The sequence below is a fragment of the Pseudomonas flexibilis genome (genome assembly GCF_000806415.1).
Taxonomy (GTDB): domain Bacteria; phylum Pseudomonadota; class Gammaproteobacteria; order Pseudomonadales; family Pseudomonadaceae; genus Serpens; species Serpens flexibilis.
Map to the genome: position 1 here is coordinate 808,184 of NZ_JTAK01000002.1, position 11,823 is coordinate 820,006.

Consider the following 11,823-nt stretch of genomic DNA (forward strand, 5'->3'; position numbering starts at 1 on the left):
TCAGAGTTCTACTCCTGCGGAGAGCCAGTAGACGTGTGGTTCGTCGTACTGATAGGCACGGCCGGCGAGGCCGTTGTTGTCGAGGCGCTGCTGCCAGCTGCCGCTAAGCAGGAGCGTGGTATCGCTGAGCCGCCACCGCTTGGTGACGCTCAGATCGAGTCGCTCGAACATCTGGCCGTTGATGGCATCGGCCTTGAGGTAAGTTGCGCCGGTGTCCAGTTGGTTGCCCCATTCGTGCAACCAGCTCAACGAGCCGCTGTGGCGAGGGGTGTACCAGCTGTCCCACTCATGGCTTGCATCGAGTTCAATCCGGGAATAGGTAAGGCGCAGGCGATCATGGGGGCCGGGTTTCCAGTTGGCTTCGATCTCCCAGCCATGGAAGTCCATGGTGTTGCGGTTAGTGGGTATCAGGTCCGCGATCTTTGCCCAGTACGTGATCAGGTCGTGGATCTTTTCCTTGTAGATACGCACGTCCAGGTGCAGCCCCCACTCCATGAAGTGCCCGTTGTAACCCAACTCACGTGACTCGATGCGCTCCTGACGCAGATTGCCATCGACGCGGTTGCTCAGGAAGAAGTAAGCCTCGCGTTGTCCGAACGCTGCGGGTTCCAGGTTGCGTACGTAGACCTGCCAGTCGGCGCTGAGCTCCAGCATATCGGGGGTCCGCACCGCCTGGGTGTATACGGCTCTGAAGCCGTGTGCCGGCGTTGGCAGATAGTTCACGGCCAGGCGTGGCGTCAGGGAGTCATCCGCCAGCATGCTGTCGTATTCGTACATGGCGCCGGCCTGCAGGATCCACTGATGATGGGGATACCACTCTACTTGGCCATACAGACGGCCGATGTCCTTGTGCCGCGAGCCGCTGAAATAAGCTTCGGAGGTCGCTTCATCGCGCCGGTAGTTCAGTACACCCACCAGCCGAAGGTTGTCGGCGATGTTCAGGGTGTCCTGGACCTCGAGGTCGAAACGGGATTCCCGCGCATTCTCGTTGAGGTCTCCGCAGGTGTGGGCGAACCGCTTCGTTACCGGGTCGTAACTTGCAGCCACCTGGGTGTAAAAGGCGGTGCCCAGGGCTTGCTGTTCTGCGGTCCCATAGCCGAGAGGCGCGTTGTTGCCTATTAAAGCCATGGTGTAGGCCGGATCCTCCCGGTAGAGCCTGCGCAATTCGGGGCTGAACAGCACTGTCGCGTCACAGCTGCGCCACTCCCAGATGCGCTCCCAATGTTGCAGCGAGCTCTGGATGTAGAGGCTGTGGTTGGGATTGATATCCCAGTCCCAGCGCAGGCTGGCGGCATAGTTGCGGGAAATGCGCTCCGTGAACTCGTCCCGCTCCCCCGGCTGCAGATCCACGTCCAGGGTTGGGCGATGGTGGTTGCGATCGTCGTGTCGCCCGTCTGTAAAAGCCAGCTGCCAGGCCAGTGACTGGTTATCTGCCAGCATCTGGGTGCCGCTCAAGTTGAAGCGTTGCAGGTCAATGTCGTCGTGGAAATCGCTGCCGTTGCTGCGGTGGTCGAATCCGGTGTCTTCCCGCGATGACACGCTCGCCCGCAACGCACCCCCGTCCCAGGCAAAACCGTGGCGGGCATAGCCATCCCGGATGCCTCGCTGGCCATGGGTATATGTGACGCGGGTACCCAGGCTTTCTTCCGGTCTGCGGGTAATGATGTTGACCACCCCGGTCAGAGCGTTGGCCCCATAGCTGACTGTGTTGGGGCCGCGGAATACCTCGATGCGCTCGATGTCTTCCAACGACACCGGCAAATCCTTCCAGTCGACCTCGGCAAGCCCTGGGCGATAAACGGAACGGCCGTCGATCAGTACCTGCATGCGCCGCGCCTGCGCCGCGTGCCCGCCGTGGTAGTTGACCTGTACCTTGATGTCATCTGTGACAACGATCATCCCCGGCACCAGCCGCAACAGCTCGGTGAGTTCCCGGGCTCCGCTGGCCTGTATAAGCTCGCGATCCAGCACGCTGATGCTGCCGGGCACCGCGGCGGGCGCCTGCTTCAGACGCGTGGCGGTGAGAACCTCGGGCAACTCGGGAGTGCCAAGGAACAGCTCGAAGGCGTTGGCGGAGTCAAGGCTGGTCAGTGTCAGCCCCAGAAGCAGGGGCGGCAGCGATTTCGCTAATCCGGGGAATGGCACAGGACAACTCGTTTCAGGCCAGGAAAGGCCGGCATGTTAACCGAGACGGTGGTGCCACGGGCAAGGCGGTACTGTCCGCAACGGCCGCGCTCCGTATAATGCGCCGTCGCCACGGGGGTGGCTGGAGATAAAAGAATGACTGAACGACAACCCATTGCGGTTCTGGGTGGGGGAAGCTTCGGGACGGCCATCGCCAACCTGTTGGCAGAGAATGGCCAGATCGCGCGCCTGTGGATGCGCGATGCCGAGCAGGCGGAAACGATGCGCCGCGAGCGGGAAAATCCCCGCTACCTCAAGGGCATCCGTATTCATCCCGGCGTGGAGCCGTGCAGCGATCTGGCCGAAGTGCTGGCCGCTTGCGAACTGGTGTTCGTGGCGCTGCCCTCCATCGCGCTGCGCCAGGCCCTGCAGCCAGTGGCCGAGGCGCTGCGCGGCAAGCTGCTGGTCAGCACGACCAAGGGGATCGAGGCGCAGAGCTTCAAGCTGATGAGCCAGATTCTCGAGGAGATCGCGCCGCAGGCCCGCATCGGTGTGTTGTCCGGTCCGAACCTGGCGCGTGAGGTGGCGGAGCACGCACTGACCGCCACGGTCATCGCCAGTACCGATGAGGAACTCTGCCGTCGCGTGCAGGACGCCCTGCATGGCCGTACCTTCCGGGTCTACGCCAGCAGCGACCGTTTCGGTGTCGAACTGGGCGGTGCGCTCAAGAACGTCTACGCCATCATGTCCGGTATGGCCGCCGCCATGGGCACCGGGGAAAACACCAAGAGCATGCTGGTGACCCGCGCCCTGGCGGAAATGACCCGCTTCGCCGTGCGTCTGGGCGCCAACCCGATGACCTTCCTGGGTCTGGCCGGTGTCGGAGACCTGATCGTCACCTGCTTCTCTTCCAAGAGCCGCAACTACCAGGTGGGCTACGCCCTGGGGCAGGGGCTGTCGTTGGAGGAGGCGGTGGGTCGCCTGGGAGAGGTGGCCGAGGGGGTCAACACCCTCAAGGTGCTCAAGGGCAAGGCCGAGGAATTGCATGTCTACATGCCGCTCGTGGCCGGTCTGCATGCGATCCTCTTCGAGGGGCGCACGGTGGACCAGGTCAGCGAGGCGCTGATGCGTGGCGATCCCAAGACCGACGTGGATTTCATCCCGGCCAGTGGTTTCTGATCGGGTCGGGTATCACTAACCGAGGAGTAAGACCATGCAGGACCCGAAAGCCGAACTGCGCCGCGAAGCCTTGTTGCTGCGCGTACTGTGGATGCTGGTATTCGTCATCGTCTGGCAGCTTGCCGAGCTGGTGCTGCTCTGCCTGGTGGTGGTGCAGCTGCTGGTGCGCCTGGTGCAGGGCGAACCGAACCGGACGCTGATGGATTTCGGCGACAGCCTGAGCCGCTATCTGGCCCAGATCGGCCGTTTCGAGGCCTTCCACAGCGATCGCAAGCCCTGGCCATTCGCCGACTGGCCGGCTGCACGCGCTCCAGAGCGGGATGTCGAGCCGGTTGCGCCGGCGCCGGTCAAGCCCGCAGACGATACCGCGCCCCGCCCATGAGGCTCTGGTTGCTGCGCCACGGCGAAGCGCAACGCTTCGCCCCACAGGATGCCTTGCGGGCGCTGACCGAACAGGGGCGTCAGGAGGTGCTGGAAAGCGCAGCCCAGCTGCGCGGGCGACCCCTTGAAGCCATCCTGGCCAGCCCGTACGTGCGGGCCCGCCAGACGGCCGAGCTGGTTGCCGAGACGCTGGGCTACCCCGGCGTGGTGGAAATCCAGGCCTGGCTGACGCCGGACAGTGACCCCGCGGATGCGTTGAGTCAGCTGTTCCGGCGGCCCGAAGGCGAGTTGCTGGTGGTCACTCACCAGCCCTTCGTCGGCGCGCTGGCCGGGCTATTGCTGCACGGCCACCGCCAGTCCCCGCTGCCCATGCGGACCGCCGCACTGGTCGGCCTGGAGGGGGATTACCTGCTCGCTGGCGCCATGGACCTGCTCGTCCAGCCTTCCCGCTAAGCTTTTTGGTGATGGTTGCAGCCGCAGCGGCAGTCGTCGCTTGCGCAATCGGCGAACCCGTGAAACATTAACCAAGCAAGTGCTTGGTAGTCTAAAAAACAACAACAAGAAAATGGAGGGACGCCGGTGGCCATCACGCAACCGTTGCTGCCGCTAGAGCAATTCTATTGGCGCGAGAAACGACACCCCGATCGGCGCTACCTGATCCAGCCCCAGGCAGGCGGACAGGTGGAAGAGCTGACCTGGGGGCAAGTGGGCGAGCAGGCCCGCCGCGCGGCAGCCTGGCTGCGGCAGCTGGAGCTGGCACCGGGCAGTCGCATCGCAATCATTTCCAAGAACTGCGCGCACTGGATTGTCGCCGACCTGGCAATCTGGATGGCCGGACACGTTTCCGTGCCGCTCTATCCCAACCTCACCGCCGAGTCGGTACGCCAGATCCTCGAGCACTCGGAAAGCGCTGTAGCGTTCATCGGCAAGCTGGACGACTGGCCGGCCATGGCCCCTGGCGTCCCCGAGGGGGTACGCACCGTCGGCTTGCCGCTGCGGCCCACGGGCCGCTTCGATCATTTGTGGAGCGACCTGCAGGCCTGCACGCCGATCACCGACAACCCGGCTCCCCAGGCCTGTCGGCTGGCCACCATCATCTACACCTCCGGCACCACCGGCGTACCCAAGGGCGTGATGCACAGCTTTGGCAACTTCGGCTTCACCGGCAGGCAAGCGGTCGCGCTGTTCGGTGTGCAGGAGGGGGACCGGGGCCTTTCCTACCTGCCGCTGTGCCACGTGGCCGAGCGTATCTTCGTCGAGGTGGTGTCGTTCTACGGGGGGCAGACGGTGTATTTCGCCGAGAGCCTGGATACCTTCATTCACGATATCCGCCGTGCCCGGCCCACCCTGTTTTTCGCCGTGCCACGCATCTGGACCAAGTTCCAGCACGGCGTATTCGCGCGCATGTCGCCGCGCCGGCTGGATGTCCTCATGAAGCTGCCCGTTCTCGGCGGCCTGCTGCGGCGCAAGGTGCTCGCCGGCCTGGGCCTGGATGCCGTGCGCTATGCCTTTTCCGGTGGTGCGCCGGTGCCCGAGTCGCTGCTGGATTGGTACCGGCGGCTCGGCCTGGAGATCAACGAGGTCTACGGGATGACCGAGAACTGCGGCTACTCGCACGTCGGCCGCCCGGGTGAACGCAAGCCAGGCTGGATCGGGCGCAGCAATCCGGGCGTGGAGGTACGTATTAGCACCGAGGGCGAAGTGCAGGTGCGCAGCCAGGCGGTCATGCAGGGCTACTACAAGGAGCCATTGATGACCGCCGATACCCTGACCGAGGACGGCTTCCTGCGCACGGGCGACAAGGGCGAGCTGGACGGCAGCGGATTCCTACGCTTGACCGGGCGCATCAAGGAAATCTTCAAGACCAGCAAGGGCAAGTACGTGGCGCCGGCGCCCATCGAGAACCGCCTGGCGGAACACGAGCAGATCGAGCTGGTCTGTGTCGTCGGCGACGGGCTGCCCAGGCCAATGGCCCTCTGCGTGCTGTCGGAAACCGGCAAGGCGCAGGCGCGCGAGCACCTGGAAGGGCATCTCCATCGGCTGCTGGGTGACGTCAACGCCGGGCTCGACAAGCATGAACAGCTCAAGGGACTGGTGATCATCGGCGACCTGTGGGCGGTGGAGAACGGCTTTCTCACCCCGACGCTGAAGATCCGCCGGGCCGTGGTGGAGCGCCATTACGGCCACTGTTTCGAGGCATGGGGCGAGCACGCACGGGCGGTGCTCTGGCATGACGGCAAGGAGAACGGGCATGGCGATCTGGCGACAGACTCCGGATCTCGAGCGGCTCACAGCCCAGCTGGCTGACACCATTGGCGAGCTGCTCGACATCCGCTTCGAGGCATTCGATGACGACACGCTGACCGCCAGCATGGTAGTCGACCGACGAACCCATCAGCCCTATGGCCTGCTGCACGGCGGCGCCTCGGTGGTGCTCGCCGAGACCCTGGGCTCGATGGCCAGCTACCTGTGCCTCGACCCACAGACCCACTATTGCGTGGGACTGGAGGTCAACGCCAACCACCTGCGGGCGCTGCGCAGCGGTCGGGTCACCGCCGTGGCCCGGCCGGTGCACCTGGGACGCACCACCCACGTCTGGGATATCCGCCTGCACGGAGAGGACGGCAAGCCCAGCTGTATCGCGCGGCTGACCGTGGCGGTGGTCCCCCACGTCGCGCAGCCACCGACCTGATGTTGGCTTGGCCGGAGTGCCGTCCTGTGCGGCGCTTCCGGCCGTTGCCGGTGGCCTGCGGGAAAGCAACAATCCCGGCCTGTTTTTCACGCCGCCAGACCCGCCGATGTCCCGTGTCCTGTTCTTCGCCCACGCCAACGGATTTCCGTCGGAAACCTACCGCAAGCTCTTTGCCGGGCTGGAGCCCGACTACCGTATCCATCGCCTGGCACAGCACGGCCATGACCCGCGTTTTCCGGTGGATGACAACTGGGGCAATCTGGTCGTCGAGCTGATCGAGTCGCTGGAGCGCCTCGACGGGCCGGTCTGGGGTGTTGGTCATTCGTTGGGCGGCATCCTGCATTTCCATGCGGCCCTGCGTCGACCGGAACTGTACCGGGGCGTGGTGATGTTGGATTCGCCGCTGCTGACGGTGGTCGACCGGCTGGCCATCCGCGCCGCCAAACGCTTCGGTTTCATCGACCGGCTCACCCCGGCCGGCCGTAGCCTGGGCCGTCGCGACCGTTTCGCCGACCACGCGCAAGCCCGCGCGTATTTCGCCGGCAAGGCGCTGTTTCGCCGTTTCGACCCCGACTGTCTGGACGATTATGTCCGCCATGGCCTGGCGCCGGCCGAGGATGGACTGCGCCTGAGGTTCGATCCGGCTACCGAAATCGACATCTACCGCAGCGTGCCGCACCGGGTTCCAGGCAGGCCGCAGCGCCTGGCCGTCCCCCTGGCCATGGTGCGCGGGCGCGACAGCCGCACCGTGCTGCCCCATCATGTACGCCTGGCCCGGCGAATGCCGCGTGGCGAGTGCCTTTCGGTGCCGGGTAGCCACATGTTTCCGCTGGAACGCCCGCAACACACCGCCGAATTGCTGCGCGGCCTGTTGCATCGCTGGGAGGAGCAAGCCCCATGACCGCCCGGGTCGAAGAAATCCGTCTCAACCTGCCCCACGTCGAACTGGCTGCGCACCTGTACGGCCCCGAGGATGGCCAGCCGGTACTGGCCCTGCACGGCTGGCTGGACAACGCCGCCACGTTCGCCCGGCTTGCGCCGAAGCTGGAGGGGCTGCGCATCGTCGCGCTGGACTTCGCCGGTCACGGCCACTCTGCTCACCGGGGCGCCGGCGCTGGCTACCAGTTGTGGGACTACGTCATGGACGTGCTGCTGGTAGCCGAAGAGCTGGGCTGGCAGCGCTTCTCGCTGCTCGGCCATTCCCTGGGCGGCATCATTTCCATGATGCTGGCCTCGTCGATGCCCGATCGGGTCGAGCGGCTGGCGCTGATCGACGGCCTGGTGCCCTATGTCGGCGAGGCCGAGCAGGCGCCGCAGAAGCTTGGCGAGGCCCTGCAGGCGCAGCTGGACCTGCGCACCAAGCGCAAGCCGGTGTATGCCACCCTCGAGCAGGCCGTCGAGGCGCGCATGAAAGGGGTGGGAGATGTTTCCCGCGAGGCGGCGGAACTGCTGGCCGTCCGCGGGCTGATGCCGGTGCCGGGCGGTTACACCTGGCGCACCGATGCGCGGTTGACCCTGCCCAGCCCGCTGCGCCTGACCCGCGCGCATGCCCGGGCCTTTGTCGAAGCGCTGCGCTGTCCGGTCGATCTGGTGGTGGCTGAGCAGGGCATGCTGGCGAGTGAACAGCTGCTGATGACGTGGCTCACCCTGCTGCCGATCACTGTGCATCGCCTGCCCGGGGGCCATCACCTGCATCTGGATGACGAGGCGGGCGCACAGGCCGTCGCAGACTGTTTCAATCGAGCCTTTGCCGTGCCTTGACTTGCGCCGGCCAACTGGCGAGGCTGCAAGCCACTGTGAGTGGAGAGCAGCCATGATTGATCTGTATACGGCCGATACCCCCAACGGCTTCAAGGTGTCCATCGCCCTCGAGGAGCTGGGCCTGCCCTACGAGGTGCATGCGCTCAGTTTCGCCAACCGGGAGCAGAAGGCGCCCGAGTATCTGAAGATCAACCCCAACGGACGCATTCCCGCCATTGTCGATCGCGACAATGACCATTTCGCCGTGTTCGAATCCGGTGCCATTCTGATCTACCTGGCCGAGAAGACCGGGCGCCTGATGCCAAGCGATTTCAAGGGCCGCTCCACGGTGATCCAGTGGCTGATGTTCCAGATGGGCGGTGTCGGCCCCATGCAGGGTCAGGCCAACGTCTTCTATCGCTACTTCCCGGAAAAGATTCCCGCCGCCATCGAGCGCTACCAGAACGAAACCCGTCGGCTGTACGAGGTGCTCGATAGCCGCCTTGGCCAAGTGGAGTACCTGGCCGGCGACTACAGCATCGCCGACATCGCCACCTTCCCGTGGGTGCGTATCCATGACTGGGCGGGGGTGAGCGTGGACGGTCTGGAGCATCTGCAGCGCTGGATGACCGCGCTGGAGGCCCGGCCTGCAGTGCAACGCGGGCTGCAGGTGCCGCCCAGCACCAAGGCCGAGGCCGAACAGGTGAAAGCCGCCCAGTCGATCCTGGTCCGGTGAGGTGCAGATGCGTCAGTTCCTGATCGGTTCCCTGTTCCTGAATCTCATCGCCCTGCCGGTTACTTACGCCGAGGAGGTGCGGTTGCCCGAGTTGCCGGTGCCGCAGCAAGCGCAGTTGAGTGAGGCACGCGAAAGCGAGGGCGTTCAGCGCGTCTATCCGCAGGCATCGATCAGCCGCATCAGCGGACGTCTGCGTATCGACCAGTCCATCGAAACCCGGGGGCGGCTCACTGCACTCACCTGGGAACTGCCGGATGAGCGTCATCTGGGCGAGGCATTCGCCCAGGCCCGTCTGGCGCTGCTCGAGCAGGGCGCGCAACTGCTCTACTGGTGCGAAGGGCGTGACTGCGGCTCCAGCAGCCTGTGGGCCAACAGCATCTTCGGCAACGCCCGCCTGTACGGCCCGGACAACCAGCAGGGCTACATGCTGCTGCGTCTGGATGAGCCCCGTGCCGACAGCCTGCTGGCGCTGTACATGATCACCCGCGGCAACCGCCGCGCCTACCTGCACGCCGAGCGCCTGGACGCCGACGCCCCACTGGGCAGGGTGCTGCCCAGCGCCGCCACGCTGCTGCGGCAGCTGCGCGAGCACGGCTCGCTGGCGCTGCGCGACCTGTCAGGGGAGCCGGACCCGGAGTGGGTCAGTGTGCTTGTGCGGGCCCTGAACCTCGACAGCACCCTGCGTGTCAGTCTGGCCGGCCCCCAGGCGGCGGCCTGGCGCGACGCCCTGGTGGCGCGTAATGTGCGTGCCGGTCGCCTGGAGCTGGCGGCGAATGGTGGCGACGGACTGCGTATCGAACTGCTGCGCTGATGATCCTGCGTACCCGGGCCCCGCGAGCCCTGATCACCTTGTGCCGCCGGGAGCGGCTGACCTCCGATGATGAGCAATGACCGCCTGCTGATTCAGATTCTGCTGTTGAGCCTGCTGGGCGCCAGCCTGTGGGTGCTGGCGCCCTTCGTGTCCGCCCTGTTCTGGGCAGCGGTGCTGGCCTTCGCGTCCTGGCCGCTGATGCGCTTGCTGACCCGCTGGCTGTCGGGGCGCCAGACGGTGGCCGCTGCCGTGCTGACCGCCGGCTGGATGCTGCTGGTGGCGGTGCCGCTGGTCCTGCTGGGGCTGAACATGGCGGATCATCTGCGTGATCTGAATGCGCTGATCCATGACCTGCAGGACGCCGGCCTGCCGCCGGCGCCAGCCTGGCTGGTCGAGATTCCGCTGATTGGCGACTGGCTGCGTGACACCTGGCGCGAGCTCGACGAGCAGGGCACGGCGCTGTTCGATGCCCTGCGCCCGCACCTGGGCTTCCTGGGCAACTGGCTGCTGGGGCGCAGCGCGCAGATTGCCGGCGGCATGATCGAACTGGCGCTGAGCCTGGTGCTGGTGTTCTTCTTCTACCGCGACGGCCCCCGCCTGTCGGCCTTCGTGCACAGCGTGCTGGAACGCCTGATCGGTCGGCGCGCGGACCACTATCTGGAGCTGGTGGCCGCCACCATCCAGCGGGTGGTCAACGGCGTCATCGGGACCGCGGCGGCGCAAGCCGCGCTGGCCGGCATCGGCCTTGCCATTGCCGGGGTGCCCGGCGTACTGCCGCTGGCCCTGCTGACCTTCGTGCTCAGCCTGATTCCCATGGGGCCGCCGCTGGTGTGGATTCCCGCCACCGTATGGCTGGTGGGCCAGGAGGCGTATGGCATGGCGATTTTCCTGGCCGTGTGGGGCACCTTCGTGATCAGCGGCGTGGACAACGTGCTCAAGCCCTACCTGATCAGCCGGGGCGGCAATCTGCCGCTGGTGGTGGTGCTGCTCGGCGTGTTCGGCGGCATCCTGGCCTTCGGCTTCATGGGCCTGTTCCTCGGGCCCACCCTGCTGGCGGTGGCCTACAGCCTGCTCAATGACTGGGTCGGCAAGGCGGAGGAGCAGAAAGCCGCCGAGACGGGCGGGCCGGTGCTGTAGGTCTCACGGTCAGGCCGTGTCTTCGTAATTGTCCAGGGTGTCGCTGGCGATCTGCCGGCCCAGTGCGATGAGTTCCTGGGCGCGGTGGAAGTCGAAGAAGCGACAGACCTTGCGCGGCACGTTGATCAGGATGTCCGGCGGATAGCCGGCGATCTTGTACTGGGCCAGCGAGGTCTGCATGGCCTCGAAGCTCTGGTTGACCAGTTCCAGCAGCGACGCCGGACCGACCTGGTCCACCACGCGCGTGCCGCTGGCCGAACGCGGCGAGCCTGGTTTGAGCGGCGCGGCGATCGGTTGCTGGGCTTCCGGATCGGCCTCCTCGGGGACGCTGGTCGCATGGCCGTTGCCATTGCCGGTGCGCATGAAGGGCAGGCGGTGGAGCATGCCTTCGAAGCGGTTGCGCATCGCGGGCGGACGCTCGATCTCCGGCAGGCGGTAATGGCGATGCCCGGCGGCGTTGAGGTTGACCGCCACGATCAGGTCGCTATGGCTGGAGACCACCGGCACGATGGGCAGGGGGTTGAGCAGGCCGCCATCCACCAGGGTGCGCTGGTCCTGCAGGACCGGGGTGAAGATGCTGGGAATCGCCGCGGAGGCGCGCATGGCCTGGTGCAGATCGCCTTCCTGGAACCAGATCTCCTGCTGGTTGGTGAGGTCGGTGGCCACCGCCGTGAACGGGATCGCCAGGTCCTCGATGTTCACCTCGCCGAGGATTTCGCGAATGCGCCCGAAGACCTTCTCGCCGCGCATCATGCCCAGCGAGAAACTCACGTCCACCAGACGCAGCACGTCCAGGTAGTCGAGGCTTTCGATCCAGGCGCGGTATTCCGGCAGCTTGCCGGCGGCGTAGATGCCGCCCACCACCGCGCCCATCGAGCAACCGGCGATGCAGGTGATCTCGTAGCCGCGCCGTTCCAGCTCCTCGATGACGCCAATATGGGCGTAGCCGCGTGCCCCGCCCGAGCCCAGCACCAGTGCCACCCGCTTGCCCATATCGTTCCCTCGTGCAAAAGGGGGGACGAT

12 protein-coding genes are annotated in these 11,823 nt (G+C 65.8%); 10 read left to right on the forward strand and 2 right to left on the reverse strand.

Going from position 1 to position 11,823, the window contains the following annotated elements; translation table 11 throughout:
* Complete coding sequence (locus tag PT85_RS07520) at nucleotides 1–2,145, reverse strand: TonB-dependent receptor plug domain-containing protein (protein WP_039606312.1); 2,145 nt, start codon at nucleotides 2,143–2,145, stop codon at nucleotides 1–3.
* Between the two features lie 135 nt (nucleotides 2,146–2,280).
* Between PT85_RS07520 and PT85_RS07525 the strand changes: the two genes are divergently transcribed.
* The 10 genes from PT85_RS07525 (at nucleotide 2,281) to PT85_RS07570 (ending at nucleotide 10,800) form a co-directional block, all read left to right on the forward strand.
* Nucleotides 2,281–3,303, forward strand: coding sequence for an NAD(P)H-dependent glycerol-3-phosphate dehydrogenase (locus tag PT85_RS07525; RefSeq protein WP_039606313.1), 1,023 nt, complete (start codon nucleotides 2,281–2,283; stop codon nucleotides 3,301–3,303).
* Between the two features lie 34 nt (nucleotides 3,304–3,337).
* Nucleotides 3,338–3,685: a DUF4389 domain-containing protein gene (locus PT85_RS07530; RefSeq protein WP_039606314.1), complete on the forward strand. Its 348-nt coding sequence runs from the start codon at nucleotides 3,338–3,340 to the stop codon at nucleotides 3,683–3,685.
* The gene (gene sixA / locus PT85_RS07535; RefSeq protein ID WP_039606315.1) at nucleotides 3,682–4,137 is read left to right on the forward strand and encodes a phosphohistidine phosphatase SixA; all 456 of its coding nucleotides are present in this window, start codon (nucleotides 3,682–3,684) and stop codon (nucleotides 4,135–4,137) included. Before PT85_RS07530 ends, sixA begins: the two co-directional genes overlap by 4 nt.
* A gap of 126 nt (nucleotides 4,138–4,263) precedes the next feature.
* Entirely contained in the window at nucleotides 4,264–5,991 is a 1,728-nt protein-coding gene (locus tag PT85_RS07540) for an AMP-binding protein (protein WP_407681077.1), read from the forward strand.
* Entirely contained in the window at nucleotides 5,936–6,376 is a 441-nt protein-coding gene (locus PT85_RS07545; RefSeq protein ID WP_027589726.1) for a hotdog fold thioesterase, read from the forward strand. The genes PT85_RS07540 and PT85_RS07545 overlap by 56 nt, the downstream gene beginning before the upstream one ends.
* Before the next feature lie 106 nt (nucleotides 6,377–6,482).
* Nucleotides 6,483–7,277 carry an alpha/beta fold hydrolase gene (locus PT85_RS07550; protein ID WP_039606398.1) on the forward strand — a complete coding sequence of 265 codons (795 nt, stop codon included), beginning with the start codon at nucleotides 6,483–6,485 and terminating at the stop codon, nucleotides 7,275–7,277.
* The gene (locus tag PT85_RS07555) at nucleotides 7,274–8,137 is read left to right on the forward strand and encodes an alpha/beta fold hydrolase (RefSeq protein WP_039606316.1); all 864 of its coding nucleotides are present in this window, start codon (nucleotides 7,274–7,276) and stop codon (nucleotides 8,135–8,137) included. Before PT85_RS07550 ends, PT85_RS07555 begins: the two co-directional genes overlap by 4 nt.
* A 52-nt stretch (nucleotides 8,138–8,189) precedes the next feature.
* Entirely contained in the window at nucleotides 8,190–8,852 is a 663-nt protein-coding gene (locus PT85_RS07560) for a glutathione S-transferase family protein (RefSeq protein ID WP_027589729.1), read from the forward strand.
* Nucleotides 8,853–8,859: 7 nt separating this feature from the next.
* Nucleotides 8,860–9,663 (forward strand): DUF4892 domain-containing protein, encoded by an 804-nt coding sequence (locus PT85_RS07565; protein ID WP_039606317.1) that lies wholly within the window; start codon nucleotides 8,860–8,862, stop codon nucleotides 9,661–9,663.
* 66 nt (nucleotides 9,664–9,729) lie between these two features.
* Nucleotides 9,730–10,800, forward strand: coding sequence for an AI-2E family transporter (locus tag PT85_RS07570; protein ID WP_027589731.1), 1,071 nt, complete (start codon nucleotides 9,730–9,732; stop codon nucleotides 10,798–10,800).
* A gap of 9 nt (nucleotides 10,801–10,809) precedes the next feature.
* Here PT85_RS07570 and PT85_RS07575 read toward each other — a convergent pair whose 3' ends face one another.
* Nucleotides 10,810–11,793 carry a patatin-like phospholipase family protein gene (locus PT85_RS07575; RefSeq protein WP_039606318.1) on the reverse strand — a complete coding sequence of 328 codons (984 nt, stop codon included), beginning with the start codon at nucleotides 11,791–11,793 and terminating at the stop codon, nucleotides 10,810–10,812.
* Nucleotides 11,794–11,823 lie beyond the last annotated feature (30 nt).